Origin of the sequence: Hymenobacter sp. DG01 (assembly GCF_006352025.1) — a bacterium.
Lineage (GTDB): Bacteria > Bacteroidota > Bacteroidia > Cytophagales > Hymenobacteraceae > Hymenobacter.
The window spans coordinates 4316324-4334308 of record NZ_CP040936.1 but is presented as its reverse complement, the minus strand read 5'-3'; the positions used below and the strand labels follow the sequence as shown (position 1 = coordinate 4334308).

Genomic DNA, 17985 nt, shown 5'->3' with positions numbered 1-17985 from the left:
GGGTTCGAAAAAGGGGGTGGGATGTGGACGAGGTTTTTCATGACTGATTTTCACTATGTGGTGGGAACTAAAGAGAAAACAGTAGCGGGCGACGTTTTGGAAAACGTCGTAACAAGCTGCAATGCAGTAACTTGCACAGGAGGTGTGTTTCAGCCCAAGGCTGGGGTAGGGAACGGACGGCGGCTAATCAGCGCGCCAGGTAACTCTATTCAATGGGGCGCGCTTGGCAGCCGGAACTGTGAATGATAATCTGAGCATCGGATAAGCTATAGGAGGCCCCCAACGACTGGCACAGCAGACCTATCTTTTCCAGTAGGGGCTCATCGTAGAAAGCAATGCTTACGGTACAGCCCGCCAGCTTCTGCTCATCATACACGATTGTAACTCCATAGGCCTTTTCCAGCGCCGTGAGTACCTCCGGCACCGGGCGTGCATCAAACTCCAGCGTCTGCGCCGACAATACCACGGGCTTTTCCACCAGCTTTTTGCGCAGCTGGCGCGTGGCAGCCGAATACACGACCTGCTGGTTGGGTAGCAGTATTACGCCGGCTTCGGCGGGCTTGGCAGGGGTAGCATCCAGCTCCGCTTTCTCGCGGGCCTGCACCGACACTTTGCCTTCACTTACCGCTACTGAGGCCTTCACCCCATCAGCGTAATCTTTCACCCGGAAGCTGGTACCCAGCACCGTGGTAACCACTTGCTTGGAGAAAACCAGGAAAGGCCGGGCCGGATTCTTACTGACCTTGAAGAAGGCTTCCCCTTCCAGGTACACTTCCCGCTTGGGCCCTGCCAGGGAGGTAGCGTACCGCAGCTGACTACCAGGATGCAACGTCACGCGGGTACCATCGGGCAGCTGCAGCTCCTGCTCGTGGCGGGTAGCGTTGCGGTGGCGCGTCCAGTTTTCCTGTGCTACCCCTACCAGCGACCCCAAAGGCCCGTGCACGTAAGTGAATAGTGCGCCAAGGCCCAAGGCAAACACCAGCATGGCCGCCGCCCACCACACCCAGCTCGGCTGAGATGCCGGGTGCTGCCGTACCTGGGGCGCAACGGGCGCGGGAGCCACCAGCGGGTGCGGGAGCCGCTGCCAGATGGCATCTTCCACAGCTTCCTGGTTTTGGGTGGGTAGGGCTACCCCCTCCGCTTCTTCCAAACGGTTATACCACTGTTCCACCACCGCTTGCTCAGCGGGTGTGCACTGCCCGTCGAGGTAGCGCTGAAGTAGCAGATGGAACTCGGATTCCGTCACGGGAGGCAAAAGTTAGGGAGGCTTCTATCTAACAAGTCAGCCAACCGGCCCGCAGCCCTAAACCCACCGCAAACTTTTTATAAAAAATATTCCCTACCCCGCCATCTACACCACACCGCAGGCGGGCGCTACTTATATAGCTGTAGCAGTAACAGCGGCAGGGCCGCCACCAGAAAATCGCGCAGGTAGCTCCGTAGCAGCTTCAAGGATTTGGTCAGGTGATACTCCACCGATTTCTCCGACAGGTTTACCCGCACCGATATTTCCGGCACGGAGTAATGCTCCAGCCGGCTGAGCTGAAAGATTTCGCGTGACTTTTCGGGCAGATTCCGCACGCCGGCCAGCAGCGCCGCACTTAAGTCCTGCGCAGCCAGGGTTTCTTCCGTTTCGGTGCTGGCCTCCGTGGGGGCAAGGCGGCAGTACAGCTCGTAGCCGCTCCTGACTTTCTGAGCCTTGATATAGTTAATGATGCGGTAGCGCAAGGCCGCAAACAGGTAATATTCCACCTGCTGAACCTGGTGGGTAGCGCGGCGGCTCCACAGGTCAGCGAACAGGTCCTGCACCAGTTCCTCGGCTACCTCACGGCTTTTGAGCTTTTGATAAGCCACCGTGAACAGGCGGTAGCAATAGCGCTTGTACAATTCCCCGAACGCGCCTTCCTCATCCGTGCGCATCGCATCGAGCAACGCCGCGTCGGGCCAGGAGGCATACATCCGCAGGGAAATTGAAGTCACAGATCAAAGAAATAAGCACGGCAGGAATGGCAGCTAATATACTATCTAAAGGCCGATAAATACCACATATTCATTCCCCTGCATACTCGTCCGTAATTCCGGCTTAACAGAAAACCCCGCCCGGCGCAGTGCCGGGCGGGGTTTAGTATTTCTGCGGGGGTAGGACCGCCTAGTAGCGGTACAGGTCCGACTTGAAGGGGCCTTCCACCGGTACGTTAATGTAGTCGGCCTGCTTGGGCTTCAGCTCATCCAGCTCCACGCCAATTTTGGCGAGGTGCAGGCGGGCCACCTTCTCATCGAGGTGCTTGGGCAGGGTATACACTTTATTCTCGTACTTATCGGCGTTCTGCCACAGCTCCAGCTGAGCCAGCGTCTGGTTCGTGAACGAGTTCGACATCACGAAGGAAGGGTGCCCGGTAGCGCAGCCTAGGTTCACGAGGCGGCCTTCGGCCAGAATAATTACCTCTTTGCCTTCGATGTTGTACAGGTCCACCTGGGGCTTTACCGTGTCTTTGGTGTGGCCGTAGTTTTTGTTCAGCCAGGCCATGTCAATTTCATCGTCGAAGTGGCCGATGTTGCAGACGATGGCTTTGTCCTTAAGGGCGCGGAAGTGCTCTTCCGTGATGATGTCGCAGTTGCCGGTGGCAGTTACCACAATGTCAGCTTCCTTGATGGCATTGGCCATCTTCTTCACTGCGTAGCCGTCCATGGCGGCCTGCAGGGCGCAGATGGGGTCAATTTCCGTCACGATAACGCGGGCACCAGCACCACGCAGTGAAGCGGCGGTACCTTTTCCTACGTCGCCGTAACCGGCTACCACAGCAATTTTGCCAGCCATCATCACGTCGGTAGCCCGGCGGATAGCATCCACCGCCGACTCTTTGCAGCCGTATTTGTTGTCGAACTTCGATTTAGTAACCGAGTCGTTGATGTTGAAGGCGGGCATGGGCAGCGTGCCGTTTTTCACGCGCTCAATCAGGCGCAGCACGCCGGTGGTGGTTTCCTCCGAAATGCCTTTGATGCCGGCGGCCAGCTCGGGGTACTGGTTCAGCACCATGTTGGTCAGGTCGCCACCGTCATCGAGGATCATGTTCAGGGGCTCGCGCTTTTCGCCGAAGAACAGCGTCTGCTCAATGCACCAGTTAAACTCCTCTTCGTTCATGCCTTTCCAGGCATACACCGGAATACCAGCTGCAGCAATAGCAGCAGCAGCATGGTCCTGGGTTGAGAAGATGTTGCACGAGGACCAGGTTACGTCGGCGCCCAGCGCAATCAGCGTTTCAATGAGCACAGCCGTCTGGATGGTCATGTGCAGGCAGCCGGCAATACGGGCGCCCTTCAGGGGCTGGCTGCTGCCATACTCCTCGCGCAGGGCCATCAGGCCGGGCATTTCGGCTTCGGCCAGACGTATTTCTTTCCGGCCCCACTCGGCCAGAGACATGTCTTTTACTTTGTACGGAACGTAGGCCGTGGTCTTGGTATCAACCATGATGCAGAATACTGGATGCGTTGTCGCGTTTCAACTGCAAAGATACTTGATTTGTTATCCTTTTCTGTCATTCCTGATTGCCAACTGCTTATCACGAAAAGCGCCTGCCCCAGCTTAGCCGGAGCAGGCGCTCGAACCGGGACAACCTAAACCTAATTGTTCTGAATAATAACCGCTTGTGCTTGCTGGTTTGCCGGAACCCCGGCCCCGACAATACCGCGCACTACGATGGTGTAGATCTTGCCGGCCTCGAAGGCCTTGGCGCCAGTACCCGAACCTGAACCGTCGCCTACGGCCAGCACCTGGGTACGGGGAGTAGCGGTGGAGGTGATGGTAAGAGTAGGCGAGCCGGCATTTACGGCCACAAAGCCGGAGGCCGCCCCGAAGGCTACGTCGGGAGTAAGGTCAGTGACGGCCCCGCCCGGAATGGGAGAAGGTACGCTCAGCCGAACCGGTGTGGGTGCCCCCACGGCCAGATGCACTAGCCGCACTTTGGCTTGATTAGCTGCCGGGGCGGTCAAATCATCGGCGGTAGTGAGAAGGGAAATGCTGCCGATGGTAGCTGTGGGCGAATAGGCAAACACTGAGTAGCTCTGGTCTTTTTCGACTTTTACCACAGTTCTGGCGGCCTTTATATTCGTGCTGGCTACGTTAACACTCACTGTGGTGGTATCGACATTGGTTGCCACGTACGGGCTGGCCTGGCCGTAGTCGAGCTGCCCTACCTCATTATTTTTAATAAAGGCTTTTACCCGCACGTTGGTCGCGGCGGCGGCATGCACTACCATTACTCTGCCCTGGTCGGGCTTAGGGGTATTGGTGTTGTCGTCATCATCGGAACAGGCCGTGAAGGTTAGCGCGGCCGGCAAAGCGGCCAGCAAAACGGCGGGGCGCAAAAAGGATGTCAGGGTTTTCATAGCACGTAGCTTAGTGAATCGCCCGTCAGAACGAAGGCCTTTGGGCTTTTGTTGAGTGGAAGCAGAAATTTTCCTCGGCGAATTGCACTTTTTTCCCGCCGGAGCGCTTAGGACACTCAATGATAGTAGTATAGATTTGTACTCATGCTTCAACCGATTTCCGCCCGGCTTCTGGGCCTTGTGCGCCGCTCTGTACTTGTTGCTTCCTGCTCCTTTGGTCTGGCACTGGGCGCCCAGGCCCAGCAGGCTCCTACCGTTATCCGCCTGAGCCCCGAGGATCAGCAGCGGGGCCTGAACGGGGCGCAGAAAAACTTCTTTTTTACCACCGGCAACGGTTCCACGGAGGCCGAATACCAGAACGCCGGTTTCTTCGGACATCGGCTGCGCCCTTACCTGGCAGGCAACGAGGAGGCCCTGGACAACCTCAACCGCTACCGCCGTCAGAAGTGGCTGTTCTTGGCCGAGCGCCTCACGTTTGTGGGAGCCGTAGGCCTGTACAGTCAGCAGGTACTGGCCCTGGATGAGAAGCAGCAGTACTTTAACAATACCCAGAAGGCCGCCGCCGGCATTGCCTTGGCCAGCCTGCTGAGCAACGTCTTTATTTCCAGAAACACCAACTCGCACTTTCAGCGGGCGGTGGAGGCCTACAATGCCGACCGGCCAGCAGCCCGCACCGGGGCCGTGCAGCTGCGGCCCAGCGCCGTGGGCCTCACGGCCAGCGCTACGGGGCGCCCACTGGTAGCCCTTACCTGGAACCTGCGCTAGCCTTACGCGCGTTACAAATCATTCCGGTTAGCGGCCGGCTTTCTACCCCGAAAGCTGGCGCTAACCGGAATGATTTTTTGTTTATACCCATCCAAACGCCAGGCCGGGCTGCTGGCTCTTGCCCGATTCCTGCTTACGTTTGGCTATCTGTTGATCTTGCAGGTCCGGCGCTGCGCCTGGGCCTGCCGCATTTTCGTAGGCCCCCTACATGGAATACCCCCTGCCGGCAGCGGCTCGGCAATACGTTGCCGACCACCTGCACGACGACCCCGCTCAGCTTGCCCTGCAGGCCCGCCGCTACCCCGGCCTGCCCGTTCCCGACCTGGTGCGCCAGATTCAGGCGCGCCAGAAGGCCCGCACCAAGCTCCCTGCCTGGGCCGATAACCCCGACTTGGTGTTTCCGCCTACCCTCTCGGTAGAGCAGGCTTCCTCGGCCCGTACGGCGGCTTTCAAGGCTTCCCTGGTGCAGGGCCAGCGCCTGGCCGACCTCACCGGCGGCTTCGGGGTTGACTCGGCTCACTTCGCGGCTACGGTGGCGGAGGTGCACTATGTGGAACGCAACGCAGCCCTGACGGAAGTGGTGCGCTTTAACCTGGCCCAGCTGGGCATCGGGAATGTGGTGTGCCACAACGAGGACGCGGTACACTTTCTGCGCAACACCCCCGACACCTTCGACTGGCTCTACCTCGACCCGGCCCGGCGCGATACGGCCGCCAAGAAGATTTTCCGACTGCAGGACTGTGAGCCCGACGTACTACGCCTGATGCCGTTGCTGCTGCAGAAGGGCCGGAGCGTGCTGTTGAAAACCTCGCCCATGCTCGATATTGAGCAGGCTATTCAGGAGCTGCGGCATGTGCGGCGGCTGTGGGTAGTGGCCGTGGATAATGAGTGCAAGGAGGTACTCTATGAGTTGGGACCCGAGCCGGCCATCGACCCGGAGCGGTTTACGGTGAATTTGCTCCGTAGCGGCCAGCAGCAGGAGTTCCGGCTGAACCGCGCCCGCGAGGCCCGTGCCGTTGCCCGCTACGCTGAGCCCCGGCAGTTTCTCTACGAGCCCAACGTGGCCGTGCTGAAAGCCGGCGCCTTCCGCAGCGTAGGCACGGCCTTCGAGATGCTGAAGTTGCACCAGCACAGCCACCTCTACACCTCCGATACGCTGCGACCGGAGTTTCCGGGCCGTATTTTCCGCATCCGGGCCGTGGAGAAATACGATGGTCAGGCCCTGCGCACTCACTTAGGCCCCGAAGCCCGCGCCCACGTCACGACCCGCAACTTTCCCGACACGGTAGCCGAGTTCCGCCACCGTACCGGCATCCGCGAGGGCGGCGACCTGTACCTGTTTGCCACCACCAATCTGGAAGGCAAGCTGATGGTACTGGTGTGTGAGAAGCTGTGATAAAGTAATGAGGTGAGGAAGAAATGAGGTAAGTGGTAGCAAGTGACAGAAGCCGTGCTACCATTTACCTCATTTTTTCACCTTATCATCACTTCGCCGGGCTGGTCCAGGGGCTGCTTTTGATGCGGAAGCGCCAGGGCAGCGCGGCGTCTTCGCCGGCGTAGTCAATGCCAACGCGCGGTGAGGCGAGGATTTCGGCTTCGGGCACTACCTCTCCCTGGTCTTCCAGCCAGATGGTGTCTCCGGTTACATCGAAGCCATAATGGGCCTTGGTAATGCCCAAGGCCTGGGTAAGCAGGCCGGGGCCGCCGGTGAGGTTGCGGCGCACCTGGGTCATATCCCGGCGCAGGAGCATTTCCGGAATTCCTTCGGTAGGCTCCAGGCCCCGGATCAGGACCGCGTCGGCTTTGCCGGCCTCGTTGGTGATAATGTTGAACAGCACGTAGCGGCCATAAATCAGGTAGGTGTAGGCCACGCCGCCGGGCTCGTACATTACCTTGGTGCGCGCCGTATAGCGGCCCAGGTGCGAGTGGCAGGCCTGGTCGTTGAGGTGGGCGTAGGCCTCGGTTTCCACGATGCGGCCGCCGGTAAGCACGCCGTTGATGCGGGTGAACAGGTATTTGCCCAGCAGCTCGCGGGCAATGGCAACAGGATCGGGGCGGCGGTAAAAGGCGGCGGGAAGTTTCATGCGGAAAGCGGGGGTAGGCGCTAGCATGTTACCCGATTAGCGTCGGAAGGTTGCGGGCCCTGTGCCTGCCCTACCCCCTCGGGCACCTCCACCCTGGCTAGGGCTGGCTTCTTCCTCAATTTGCCCTACCTTTGCCCCCGTAGAGGTGGCCGGACCCTAAATGCGGGGCGAGGCTGAAAAGGGAATCCGGTTAAAATCCGGAGCTGTCCCCGCAACTGTACGCTTCATGAGTCGGCGCGTCATCACCGGCCACTGTTTCAAAGAAGGCCCTGCCCCGGCAGGCCGGAGAAATGGGAAGGCGACGCGCCCGGAGCAAGCCAGGAGACCTGCCTCTGTATTTCCTATGTTCAGCGCCTGCGGAGGAAGGGCGGAGAATGAATGCAGTGGCGGCGCTTCGGCGGCGCAGAATTATCATCTGTTTTCGGCCTCGGCTTCGGGGAGGGGGTAGCTGCCTGGCGGCTGTCTGGTTCCTGAGGTTTTGAACTGAATTTTTCGATTGCGAAAATTTGGTTCGGAAGATGCGTTTTTCTCTTTTCCCGCCGTGTGGCTGGGTGGCGGCTGCGCTTGGCAGCGGGCTGCTGGTCGCCGCGAGCTTGCCGGCTGCGGCTCAATCGGCCCTGCTGGCTCCCGACTCGGCCCGCGCCCAGCACCTGCCTACCGTGCGCGTGGCCGGCACCCGCCCCGACCGGTTTGCGGTGGGCAGCCGGCGGCTCACGCTGGATTCTCTGGCCCTGGACACCTACCGCTCCGGTACGCTGGCCGATGTGCTGACGGCTCGCACAGCCCTCTACCTGAAAAACTACGGACCCGGTCAGCTGGCGTCCATTACCATGCGCGGTACCTCGGCCCGGCACACGGCCGTGCTCTGGAACGGCTTCAACATTAGCCTCCCTTCCCTGGGCGAAACCGACTTTTCGCTGCTAACAACCACTGGCGCGACCCAGGTGGACATTCAGCCGGGGCCGGCCAGTGCTACCTACGGCAACGGCGCCGTAGGCGGAACGATCCTGCTCTCGTCGGGGGTGAGGTGGGGAGCGGGCGCGCGGGCGGTAGCCCAGGCCGATTACGGCAGCTTCGGGCTGCGGGCTGGTAACCTGGAGGCCAGTTTCAGCAATCACAAGCTGGCCGTGCGTACCAGCCTGCTGTACCGGCAGGCCCAGAACGATTTCACGTACTACGAGCAGACTGCGGCGGGGCGTACCCGCCGCCGCCAGGCCAATGCGGCCCTGCAGCAGGCCAGCCTTAGCCAGGACCTGAGCTTGCGCCTGGGCCAGCAGGGCGAACTAACGGCAGCCGTTTGGCTAACCGACGCCGACCGGCAGATTCAGCCCGGCATCGGCACGAACAACACCCAGGCCCGGGAGCGGGACCAGAGCCGCCGCCTGATGGCCGGCTACCGCCACGTAAGCTTCCGCCACGAGTGGGCCGCCCGGGTGGCTTGGTTTGAAGACATCATCAACTACCGCGACGAGGTGAGTGGGCTGAGTGAATCCGGGGTGCGCACTACGCAGGCGCAGGCCGAGCATACGTGGAGCTTCGCGCCCAACGCTTCACTGCGGGTTGGAGCCGAGGCTCAGCACTTCGCGGCGCAGGTAGATGGCTACGGCGCCGGCCGGCACACCGAGAACCGTTTCTCGGGCTTTGCCCTGCTCCGCTACGACCCGCGCCCCCGCCTGCACCTGTCCCTGAACGTGCGCCAGGCCCTGCTGCCCGGCCGGCAGCCCCCGCTTACCCCCACTGCCGGCGCCGAATGGGAGGCTCTGCGGGCCCTTCGGCACACGGTAAGCCTGAAGGCCAGCGCCTCGCGCAGCTACCGGGTTCCTACCCTCAACGAGCGGTACTGGCGCCCCGGCGGTAACCCCGATCTGCTGCCCGAAGAAGGCTTGGGCTATGAGGGCGGGGTAGTACACGTTCTGACTCTGGCCCCCACTCATCTGCAGCTACAAACGGAGCTGACGACCTACCACCAACTGGTAGATAACTGGGTGCAATGGACGCCGGGGGCTACCTACTGGTCGCCGCGCAACCTGCGGCAGGTGCGCGCCCACGGGGTGGAGGCCAGTACCCAGCTGGGCTGGAAGCCAGGAGCCTACTACTTCACGGCCCGGGCTTCTTACGCCTTTACCCAATCAGAAAAGACCAAAGGCACGGCTGCCGACACCGACCCGGCCGGGCGGCAGTTGCCCTTTGTCCCCCTGCATACAGCCGCCCTGAGCACCGACCACCGCTGGCGCGACTGGCAGCTAAGCACCACCCTCACCTTCACGGGGCAGCGCTACACCGATGCCTCGGCCACCCGGTTTTTGCCCTCTTACCCACTGCTGAACGCTACCCTGGGGCGCACAGTGGCTGTGGGTACCGACTGGAAGCTGCTGGTACTGGCCCAGGGTTACAACCTCACCAACCATAGCTACCAAAGCTACGACAACCGCGCCACGCCCCTGCGCTACGGCACCCTGAGTTTGCGGGTGCTGTGGCACTAGGTGGGCCCTGCTTACCGCAATTTCTTCCTTACTCTTTTTTTATATACGCTTCCCTTCATGACCCGATTTTTTCCCTTCGCCCCTGCTACTTCCCGCCTGCTGTGGGGCTCCTTCTTGGCCCTGGGCCTGGTCTCCTGCGGCTCCGACGATGACCCTGAGGCCGTTACCATCCCCAACAACAGCGTACTGGTGCTGAATGAGGGCAACTTCCAGAAAGCCAACGCCGAGGTCAGCGTGCTGAGCAAAACTTCTAGCTCGGTGCTGTACTCGTCGGCGTTCAGTGCGGCCAATAAGCGCAGCCTCGGCGACGTAGCCCAGAGCATGAGCCTGCAGGGCTCCACGGCGTACATCGTGGTCAATAACAGCAACAAGCTGGAGGTAGTATCGCTGCCCAACTTCAAATCGGTGGCTACTATTGAGGGCCTGAAGCTCCCGCGCTACTTCGCGGCGGTTTCCGGCACCAAGGGCTACGTCACGGAAACCGTGTCGTACTCGGCTACGGCCGGGCAGGTTTCCGTGATTGATCTGCGCTCCAACTCAGTAGTGAAAACCATTGCCGTGGGCAAGCAGCCGGAGCGCCTCCTGGCCATAGGCAACCGCCTGTACGTAACCAACAGCGGCGGCAGCACCGTCACCATCATCAATACCGACACCGACGAGGCCATAGGCAACATACTGGTTGGGGATGCGCCTAACAGCCTTGTGCAGGGCAGCGACGGCAACATCTGGGTGCTGAGCGGGGGCCGGGTAGCCTATAACGCCGACTTTTCGGTGGACTATACCCGCACGACCAAGGGTAGCCTCTCGAAGATTGTGCCGGGCCAGGCCGGGGTTACTACCCTCGAAATGCCCACCAACACCAGCTCGCCGGGCCGCCTGACCACCAACGGCGCCAAAAACGAGCTGTACTATACTTACCAGGGCGGCGTGTATATGTACACCATCGGCAACACTACGCTTCCGACCCAGCCCCTGATTCGGCGCAACCTGTATGCCCTGGCCGTGGACCCCACGGACCGCACCATCTACGGTGGGGTAGCGTCCTTCACCAGCACCGACAAGGTAATTCGCTACCGGCCCACCGGCGCCCCCATCGATTCCTTCACGGTCAACATCGGCCCCAACGGCTTCGTGTTCAACTAAGCCCCACCGATTCTCCGAAATCCAAACGGCCCGCTTCCCTTGCAGGAGGCGGGCCGTTTGGCGTGTGTAGGGGGGTAGGAAAACGCTAGTCGGCCAGGCCGTCGTTGTTGCGGTCTTTGCGGTCAGCGGCACCCTCATACACCTGGCGGCCGGTGGGCGTTTTCATCGTGTCGCGGTTCATGCCCGAGGTAGCAGAATCAGCTGAGGGGTTCTGGCTGGGCATGTTGGTGTCCATGCCCAGGTCTTTGGCGGCGCCACGCTCTACATTGGTGTCACCGGCTTCGTTACCGGTGTTGCAGGCAGTAAGCGGGCCGGCCAGCAGGGCCGTAGCGGCTATAAGTCGAAGAAAAACAGAGGTTTTCATGTGCTTGGTAGGGAAGAGAAGTAAGACGTATGCTATTTTGGCCTGTACGGCTGACCGCGCCGCTGGTTTTTACGTAAGATGATTTCCCCTGCCTCTCCTTTTATTTTCCACGACCAAAACCTACCCCATCCGTATGCGTTGTTGTTACTCCTGACGGCTTCGGCCCCTCGGCCCGCCCTGGCTCCCGAATAGGATAGACCTTTATATTTGTCCTCCTGTCCCTGTTGCCATGAACCGTTCTGTTCTTCAGCTTGCCACTTCTAAAGCGCCTCTGCGGCGGGTTATCGTGCTGGCCGGCATCAGCCTCGTGCTGGCGCTGGCGCTGGTAGCCTACCTGTTTGGAGTGCAGGACTCCTTCTTCGGCCGGCTCTTCGGCGCTTTTTTCGTATTTTTCTCCCTGTTGGCCGTAACATTTATGGGGGTTGTTCCCTTTGTAAACTGGGCGGCCATGAATTGGTTCGGGAAAGGTTGGGCAGAATCCCACGCGGAACCCCTGCGGCGTCCGCGACCTAACCCAAACCCGGCTCCTACTCGTAAACCCACGCGAACCGCAACGCGGCTGAACTCAACCCAACAACCGTGAAAACGACGCTCCTCCACATTAAAAATATGGTTTGCCCACGTTGCATCGAAGCCGTGCGCAACCTGCTTGAGCAAGCGGGCTACCGCCCCACCGATGTTACGCTGGGCCAGGCTCAGCTCGACCACAGCACGCCGGCCGATCCGGCCTCCGTAGCACCCATTCTGCGCGAAGCGGGCTTCGATGTGCTGATGGGCCGCGCCGATCAGCTCACCGAGCAAATCAAGAGCGCCCTGGTCGAGTACTTGGAGCACCTGCGCACGGCGCGCATGCCCCTGACTACCTCGGCCTTCCTCACCGACCGGTTTGCCGCTACCTACTCGCACCTGAGCAAGGTGTTCTCGCGCACGGCGAACCTCACTATCGAGAAATACCTGATCCGTCTGAAAATTGAGCGCGTGAAGGAGATGCTGAGCTATAATGAAATGACGCTGAGCGAAATTGCCGAGCAAATGCGCTACAGCTCCGGCCAGCACCTGAGCAATCAGTTCCGGCAGGTAACCGGCCGCTCCGTCAGCGAATTCCGCCGCGACCTGATGCCCAAGCGCCTTTCCTTGGATCAGCTGGCCTAACGCACGTTTTGCCTGCTGCTTAAAGCCCCGAAGCTGCCACCGGCGCTTCGGGGCTTTGCTGCGTTTATGGGGGTAGGAAAACCGCCGGCCCCGGCGTGGCCGGGGAACGGAGCCCGCCGGCTACGGGTTAAACTGGCGTATCTTTGTGGTTCTTTCTGACCCAGTGCCCGTGTCGTCCTCGCTTCGCATCCTGCTTGTTACTCCGCCGCTTACCCAGCTGAATACGCCCTACCCGGCCACGGCCTACCTCAAGGGCTTTCTGGCCCCGCGCGGCTATCAGGTAACCCAGGCCGACCTCGGGCTGGAGTTGGTGCTGAAGCTGTTTTCGCGGGAAGGACTGACGCGCGTTTTCCGGGCCATTGAAACGGGCAGCTTCGAGCTCAGCGACAACGCCCGCCGCATGATGCGCCTGCAGCAGAGCTACCTGAGCACCATCGGGCCGGTCATCCGGTTTCTGCAGAATAAGGACAACACCCTGGCCCCACGCATCTGCCACTCGCGGTTTCTGCCCGAGGCCGGCCGCTTCGACAACGTAGCGGATCTGGAATCGGCCTTCGGCACCATGGGCCTCACCGATCAGGCCCGCCACCTGGCCACGCTTTATCTGGAAGACCTCGGCGACCTGATCAAGGAAACCGTGGGCCCGCAGTTCGGCTTTTCACGCTACGCCGAGAAGCTGGCTATGTCGGCCACTACCTTCGATGGCCTGCACGAAGCCCTGCAGGCCCCGCCGAACCTGCTGGACCAGATGCTGCAGGAGCTACTAGATGAGCTGGTGGCCCGCGTGCAGCCCGATGTGACTGGATTTACGGTGCCGTTTCCGGGCAACCTTTACGGAGCTCTGCGCTTAGCTGGCCGCATCAAGGAAATCAGCCCCCGCACCCTGACCCTAATGGGCGGCGGCTACCCCAACACCGAGCTCCGAACCATCAAGGAGCCCCGCTTTTTCGATTACATCGACTACCTGACGCTGGACGATGGCGAAGGCCCCTGGCTGCGCCTGCTGGAGGCTATCAGTCACCAGTTGTCAGTTGCCAGTTCTCAGGTGTCGGTTGGCAGTTATCAGGAAGTGGATGCCAACTACCAGGAAGCGCTAGTTGATAATCAACTTTCAGGATACCCCACTGAATTTCCAGAAAGTCTGCCACTAACAACCGGCAACCAGCACTTAGCAACTGACCAGTTACAACGCACCTTCCGGCGGAACGAAGCCGGGGAAGTTGAGTACATCAATCAGCCCTTCCCGGATGTGCCCCACCCGGAGGTAGGTACGCCGGACTATTCCGATTTGCCCCTGACGGAGTATTTGTCGGTGATTGAGGTGCTGAACCCCATGCACCGGCTCTGGAGCGACGGGCGCTGGAACAAGCTCACGGTGGCCCACGGCTGCTACTGGAAGCGCTGCTCCTTCTGCGACGTGACGCTGGACTACATCAGTCGCTACGAAACGGCTCCGGCTACCCTGCTCGTGGACCGCATCGAGCAGATTATTGCCCAAACCGGCCAGACCGGCTTCCACTTCGTGGATGAGGCCGCCCCGCCCCTGGCCCTGCGTGACCTGGCCGTGGAGCTGCTGAAGCGGCGGGTAAGCATTACGTGGTGGGGCAATATCCGCTTCGAGAAAACTTTCACCCCCGACCTGTGCCGCCTGCTGGCCGCCTCGGGCTGCATTGCCGTGAGCGGGGGCCTGGAGGTAGCTTCGGATAGGCTGCTGGCCCTGATGGAAAAGGGCGTAACCATAGCGCAGGTAGCCCGCGTGACGGATGGCTTCACCCAAGCCGGCATTATGGTGCATGCCTACCTCATGTACGGCTTCCCCACCCAAACCACCCAGGAAACCGTGGACTCATTGGAAGTGGTCCGGCAGCTGTTTCAGGCGGGCATTGTGCAGAGCGGCTACTGGCACCGCTTCTCGATGACGGCCCACTCGCCGGTTGGGAAGAACCCGGCCAAGTATAAAGTGGCCGCCGTAGGCCCCGAGCCCGGCCCGTTTGCCTGGAACGACCTGTGGCATGAGGACCCCACCGGCACCGACCACGAAGCCTTCGGCCCCGGCCTGACCAAAGCCCTGTACAACTACCTGCACGGGGTAGCACTGCAGGAGCCGCTCAGCTTCTGGTTTGATTTCCGGACGCCCAAGCCCACCCTGCCCCGCCACCTGATTCAGCAGGCCCTGCAGGAGCCCGGCAAACCCGATGCTTCCCGGCCTAACAACCGCCTGTTCTGGCTGGGCAATGCCCCAGAGCTGCGCTATGAGCCCGCCAAAAAAGGCCAGCGCGCCATCCTCACGTTCTATGAGCAGGCCGAGGACTTCGAGGTGAAGGTGCCGGCCGTGTTGGGCCCCTGGCTGCAGGATCTGCTCACCCGCCTCGCCACCGACTACGATACGAAGCTGCTGCTAAAAGACGCCGCAGCTTCCTACCCCTCGGGCGCGCCCCAACCCTGGGAGCAGTTCCTGTTGTCGCAGGGGTGGCAGCTGCTGCGAGAGAAAGGCCTGCTGATTCTGTAGTTGCCTGCCAGGCTGCTTAGGGGTGCTACTTGCCGCGCTGCCGCAGCCACTCCACGAGGCCTTCCCAGTAGCCCTCCGCCGGTCTGGGCCATTGCCATTGCCCATCGGGGCCGAGGCGGCCGCGCTGCCGGAACTCGGAGCCGGCTTGGGGATACACGCGCACCTGGGAGCCACTCCGGTACCCCAGCGCGGCACGGAGGCGCTGAGCACTCTCGCGCACATTGGTTGTGGTATCGAGGCCGGCATATAGGGCCAGCACCGGCACCCGTTGGCGGCTCAGGGGGAGGTAGGCGGCGGCCTGCTCGCGGGTGGCGGCGGGCGCGGCTTCCATCACCACAAAAGCTGCGGGCTTATCCTTACCAGCCGCCACGGCCACCTGCGGAGCCAGACTCCCGCGCACCCAGTACCCTACCCTTCCCGAATCAACGGCGGCTTGCCGGCGCAACGCGGCCAACGCGGCTGCCGCGACCTGGTACGCCCCGGAGTCGGTAGGCTGCGCGGGGGTAGCAGCCGTTACCACCAACGTCACGAAGCCGCGCCGCGCCAGGTAGGCGGCCCGGGTTTGGGCGGCGGCCAGGGTCTGGGGCTGGGCCACCAGGGCCACGGCCGGGTGGTGGGTCACGGTATCATCGGGGAGGCGCAGCTGCCCGGCCTGGGCACCCCCTGCGGTTCGCACAGCCAGGGTTTGCTCCCGGAACGGGCGCGGGGCGGCCTCGCCCCGGCGGGCCCACACAAAATCGGTGCGCACACTGTCCCAGCTCAGCACGCCGCGCAAAAAGTCGCCCTCCCGCACGGCCTGCAGACTGATGCCCCCTACCCCCTGCTCCAGCCGCAACTGCGGCTCCTGGTACTTCAGGCGGGCGGCTTCAAACTCCAGGCCGGGCACCTGCGGGAAGCTGACATCGGCCTGCAGCTTGCCGGGCGCTACCTCGCACAAGTCAAGAGCTACCCGCAGCTCGGTGCCCTGGTAGCTGATGGGACCTTCGTAGTGGCCTGTGGGCAGGGGCGCGCTAGCATCGGCCTGGCTGCCGTCCGGATCAGCGGAACAGGCGGCCAGCAACAGCAGCCCGGCCCCGCTCACCGCCAGGGCGCCAATACTATACACGGACCGTATCGATTTCAAGAACAGAAGGCTAAGTACAACCACGCCCGGGAAGCAAGCCCGGATCAGCAACAACAGTCTGGCACCTGGCGGCCAGCGCCTTTAGTGCAGGCCTTTGCGCAAAATAAAATCCGTTTGCTCATCGGAACCGATTACAAACTTATGCTGCCCGATCTGGCGGAAGCCAAAGCGGCGGTAAAACTCCAGGGCACGGTCGTTCTTCTCCCACACGCCCAGCACTACGGCCCGGCAGCCCTGCTGGCGCGCCTCCTCAATAGCTCGCCGCATGAGGGCTGCCCCAAGACCGGTGCCAATCCAGTCTTCACTCACGTAAAGCCGCTCAATCTCCAGGCGCTCCTCGGGGGTTTTCTCGGGGTCGAGGCCAAGGGTAGCGTGTAGCTTCAGCTTGGCGTAGCCTACTACCTCCTGCTCCATCTGGGCCAGCAAAAACACGGTATCGGGGTCCTCCAGCTCACGCAGCTGCTTTTCGGGGTGGAAGGTAGCCGCTTCGTAGGCTGCCATGTCCTCGGCCGAGTTTTGGTCGGCATAGGTTTCATGAAACAGGCGTTGGCCCAGTTCGGCGAGTTGAGCGGCGGTGGCCGCGTTGCGCTTGGCTACCAGAATGCGGAGCGGAAAAGACATAGCAGAAAACCAGTTCGGCGGAAAGCGGCAAAGGTAAGGGGCTAGGAGCTGTTAACAGTGAGTAGTAACTTGTGGCATGGAAACGATGCTTACCGATGCGCAATGGGCGCGGCTGGCTCCGCTACTGCCGGGCCGGGCCGGCACGAGTGGCGGGCGCGGACGCGACAACCGCCAGTTCGTGGAAGCCGTGCTCTGGTTGGCCCGCAACGGGGCGCGGTGGCGGGCGCTACCGGCCGAACGCGGCAATTGGCACACGACGTACACGCGCTTCCAGCGCTGGGCCCGGGCCGGCATCTGGGCCCGGATTTTTGCAGCCGTGCAGCAGGACGACGCCTTGCACACGCTGCTGGTGGACTCGACCACGGTGCGGGCCCACCAGCACGCCAGCGGCGCGCGCAAAAAAACGGACCGCAGTCCCTCGGGCGCAGCCGCGGCGGGCTGACGACCAAAGTGCACGCCGTGGCCGACGCCCGCGGCCGGTCCGTGCGCCTGGGCTTGAGCGCGGGCCAGCGCCACGACGCCCCGCAGGCCTTGCCGCTGCTTGACGGGCTGGCCCCGGCTTACGTCATCGCCGACCGCGGCTACGATTCCGACCCGTTGGTGGCCGCCTTGGCCGCCCGCGGCACCCACGCCGTGATTCCGCCCCGGCGCAAGCGCCGATACCCGCGCCCTTTCGATGCGGCTCGCTACGCGCAGCGCCACCCCATCGAACGGCTGTTCAGCCGCCTCAAGCAGTTCCGCCGCGTAGCCACCCGCTATGACAAATTGGATGCGCATTTTTTAGCTTTTGTTCACCTGGCTGCAACCGTCCTGTGGTTGCGTGACTGTTAACAGTTCCTAATCCACGGTATCGTTGCCGCGCCGCTCGCGCCAGCCGTAGCGCAGCATCAGCATGGCTGCTACCAGCATCATCAGGCTCAGGATAAGCCGGGTTGAGTTCAGGGCGCCTTCGCCCAATTGCTGGTACTCGTAGTACACCACGCCCAGCCGCAGCCCTACCCCCAGCAGCAGCAAAAACCCAGCAATCAGGAAAAGCCAGCCAACCAGGCGGCGCGTTGTAGGCGGAAGGGGCCAGGACATAAGCAGCAGCTGAACCGGGCGCAAAGCACGCCGGTGGTGAAACACAACACAAAGGAGCTCAGAAATACGCAAGCAGTTGGAATTTGATTTTCCAGCCGTACTTTTGCCTTACCACGCGGGAGTAGCTCAGTTGGTAGAGCATCAGCTTCCCAAGCTGAGGGTCGCGAGTTCGAGCCTCGTTTCCCGCTCATTCATTAACAGGCATTTAGCTATAAGGCTAGGTGCCTGTTTTGCTTTTGGGGCATACTACGGGTCATACTGCTCACCACCATGGC

Annotated in this window: 17 protein-coding genes, 1 tRNA gene and 1 riboswitch; of the genes, 9 read left to right on the top strand and 9 right to left on the bottom strand. The window is 61.6% G+C overall.

All coding sequences use genetic code 11. The annotated features are described in order from the left end of the window. Window positions 1–205: 205 nt before the first annotated feature. The 4 genes from FGZ14_RS18400 to FGZ14_RS18385 form a co-directional block, all read right to left on the bottom strand. Window positions 206–1246 (bottom strand): FecR family protein, encoded by a 1041-nt coding sequence (locus FGZ14_RS18400; RefSeq protein WP_139925640.1) that lies wholly within the window; start codon window positions 1244–1246, stop codon window positions 206–208. Between the two features lie 128 nt (window positions 1247–1374). Next, window positions 1375–1980 (bottom strand): RNA polymerase sigma-70 factor, encoded by a 606-nt coding sequence (locus FGZ14_RS18395; protein WP_139925639.1) that lies wholly within the window; start codon window positions 1978–1980, stop codon window positions 1375–1377. Between the two features lie 169 nt (window positions 1981–2149). Beyond that, window positions 2150–3469, bottom strand: a complete 1320-nt coding sequence (gene ahcY, locus FGZ14_RS18390; RefSeq protein ID WP_139925638.1) for an adenosylhomocysteinase — start codon at window positions 3467–3469, stop codon at window positions 2150–2152. 152 nt (window positions 3470–3621) lie between these two features. After that, entirely contained in the window at window positions 3622–4386 is a 765-nt protein-coding gene (locus FGZ14_RS18385) for a DUF4397 domain-containing protein (protein ID WP_180754409.1), read from the bottom strand. A gap of 144 nt (window positions 4387–4530) precedes the next feature. On the opposite strand from FGZ14_RS18385, the gene FGZ14_RS21825 reads away from it, so the two are divergent. Then, a complete protein-coding gene (locus FGZ14_RS21825) occupies window positions 4531–5151 on the top strand; it encodes a hypothetical protein (protein WP_180754408.1) in 621 nt (206 codons plus the stop codon). 208 nt (window positions 5152–5359) lie between these two features. Next, a complete protein-coding gene (locus FGZ14_RS18375; protein ID WP_139925635.1) occupies window positions 5360–6547 on the top strand; it encodes a class I SAM-dependent methyltransferase in 1188 nt (395 codons plus the stop codon). Between the two features lie 88 nt (window positions 6548–6635). On the opposite strand, the gene FGZ14_RS18370 is transcribed toward FGZ14_RS18375, so the two are convergent. Next, entirely contained in the window at window positions 6636–7235 is a 600-nt protein-coding gene (locus tag FGZ14_RS18370; protein WP_139925634.1) for a DNA-3-methyladenine glycosylase, read from the bottom strand. Window positions 7236–7361: 126 nt separating this feature from the next. Beyond that, window positions 7362–7584, top strand: a riboswitch (cobalamin riboswitch). A gap of 169 nt (window positions 7585–7753) precedes the next feature. Here FGZ14_RS18370 and FGZ14_RS18365 point away from each other — a divergent pair. Together FGZ14_RS18365 and FGZ14_RS18360 are read left to right on the top strand one after the other, a co-directional pair. Beyond that, on the top strand, window positions 7754–9718 hold the full coding sequence (locus FGZ14_RS18365; protein WP_139925633.1) for a TonB-dependent receptor: 1965 nt from the start codon (window positions 7754–7756) through the stop codon (window positions 9716–9718). A 57-nt stretch (window positions 9719–9775) separates the two neighbouring features. Further along, window positions 9776–10861, top strand: a complete 1086-nt coding sequence (locus tag FGZ14_RS18360) for a DUF5074 domain-containing protein (protein ID WP_139925632.1) — start codon at window positions 9776–9778, stop codon at window positions 10859–10861. Window positions 10862–10946: 85 nt separating this feature from the next. Here FGZ14_RS18360 and FGZ14_RS18355 read toward each other — a convergent pair whose 3' ends face one another. Beyond that, entirely contained in the window at window positions 10947–11225 is a 279-nt protein-coding gene (locus FGZ14_RS18355) for a hypothetical protein (protein WP_139925631.1), read from the bottom strand. Window positions 11226–11454: 229 nt separating this feature from the next. Between FGZ14_RS18355 and FGZ14_RS18350 the strand changes: the two genes are divergently transcribed. The 3 genes from FGZ14_RS18350 to FGZ14_RS18340 all read left to right on the top strand — a co-directional run bounded on the left by FGZ14_RS18350 (window position 11455) and on the right by FGZ14_RS18340 (window position 14886). Beyond that, on the top strand, window positions 11455–11808 hold the full coding sequence (locus tag FGZ14_RS18350) for a hypothetical protein (RefSeq protein WP_139925630.1): 354 nt from the start codon (window positions 11455–11457) through the stop codon (window positions 11806–11808). Next, window positions 11805–12377: an AraC family transcriptional regulator gene (locus FGZ14_RS18345; RefSeq protein ID WP_139925629.1), complete on the top strand. Its 573-nt coding sequence runs from the start codon at window positions 11805–11807 to the stop codon at window positions 12375–12377. Before FGZ14_RS18350 ends, FGZ14_RS18345 begins: the two co-directional genes overlap by 4 nt. A gap of 169 nt (window positions 12378–12546) precedes the next feature. Beyond that, complete coding sequence (locus FGZ14_RS18340; RefSeq protein WP_257883277.1) at window positions 12547–14886, top strand: radical SAM protein; 2340 nt, start codon at window positions 12547–12549, stop codon at window positions 14884–14886. 25 nt (window positions 14887–14911) lie between these two features. On the opposite strand, the gene FGZ14_RS18335 is transcribed toward FGZ14_RS18340, so the two are convergent. Together FGZ14_RS18335 and FGZ14_RS18330 are read right to left on the bottom strand one after the other, a co-directional pair. Further along, window positions 14912–16009, bottom strand: a complete 1098-nt coding sequence (locus tag FGZ14_RS18335) for a hypothetical protein (RefSeq protein WP_139925627.1) — start codon at window positions 16007–16009, stop codon at window positions 14912–14914. A gap of 81 nt (window positions 16010–16090) precedes the next feature. Next, window positions 16091–16630, bottom strand: coding sequence for a GNAT family N-acetyltransferase (locus FGZ14_RS18330; protein WP_139925626.1), 540 nt, complete (start codon window positions 16628–16630; stop codon window positions 16091–16093). A gap of 76 nt (window positions 16631–16706) precedes the next feature. Between FGZ14_RS18330 and FGZ14_RS18325 the strand changes: the two genes are divergently transcribed. Further along, a protein-coding gene (locus tag FGZ14_RS18325) for an IS5 family transposase (RefSeq protein WP_257883276.1) occupies window positions 16707–17461 on the top strand; the annotation gives its coding sequence in 2 pieces (ribosomal slippage) (window positions 16707–17040 and window positions 17040–17461; 756 coding nt in all). Window positions 17462–17467: 6 nt separating this feature from the next. On the opposite strand, the gene FGZ14_RS18320 is transcribed toward FGZ14_RS18325, so the two are convergent. Further along, entirely contained in the window at window positions 17468–17710 is a 243-nt protein-coding gene (locus FGZ14_RS18320) for a hypothetical protein (RefSeq protein ID WP_139925625.1), read from the bottom strand. Between the two features lie 115 nt (window positions 17711–17825). On the opposite strand from FGZ14_RS18320, the gene FGZ14_RS18315 reads away from it, so the two are divergent. Next, window positions 17826–17898: transfer RNA gene (locus FGZ14_RS18315), tRNA-Gly, on the top strand. The last annotated feature ends 87 nt before the right edge of the window (window positions 17899–17985 follow it).

Excerpts from the sequence above, each read along its gene's own strand:
- ahcY (WP_139925638.1), bottom strand. The coding sequence starts at position 3,469 with ATGGTTGATACCAAGACCACGGCCTACGTTCCGTACAAAGTAAAAGAC.
- FGZ14_RS18385 (WP_180754409.1), bottom strand. The coding sequence starts at position 4,386 with ATGAAAACCCTGACATCCTTTTTGCGCCCCGCCGTTTTGCTGGCCGCT.
- FGZ14_RS21825 (WP_180754408.1), top strand. The coding sequence starts at position 4,531 with ATGCTTCAACCGATTTCCGCCCGGCTTCTGGGCCTTGTGCGCCGCTCT.
- FGZ14_RS18375 (WP_139925635.1), top strand. The coding sequence starts at position 5,360 with ATGGAATACCCCCTGCCGGCAGCGGCTCGGCAATACGTTGCCGACCAC.
- FGZ14_RS18370 (WP_139925634.1), bottom strand. The coding sequence starts at position 7,235 with ATGAAACTTCCCGCCGCCTTTTACCGCCGCCCCGATCCTGTTGCCATT.
- FGZ14_RS18365 (WP_139925633.1), top strand. The coding sequence starts at position 7,754 with ATGCGTTTTTCTCTTTTCCCGCCGTGTGGCTGGGTGGCGGCTGCGCTT.
- FGZ14_RS18360 (WP_139925632.1), top strand. The coding sequence starts at position 9,776 with ATGACCCGATTTTTTCCCTTCGCCCCTGCTACTTCCCGCCTGCTGTGG.
- FGZ14_RS18355 (WP_139925631.1), bottom strand. The coding sequence starts at position 11,225 with ATGAAAACCTCTGTTTTTCTTCGACTTATAGCCGCTACGGCCCTGCTG.
- FGZ14_RS18350 (WP_139925630.1), top strand. The coding sequence starts at position 11,455 with ATGAACCGTTCTGTTCTTCAGCTTGCCACTTCTAAAGCGCCTCTGCGG.
- FGZ14_RS18330 (WP_139925626.1), bottom strand. The coding sequence starts at position 16,630 with ATGTCTTTTCCGCTCCGCATTCTGGTAGCCAAGCGCAACGCGGCCACC.
- FGZ14_RS18320 (WP_139925625.1), bottom strand. The coding sequence starts at position 17,710 with ATGTCCTGGCCCCTTCCGCCTACAACGCGCCGCCTGGTTGGCTGGCTT.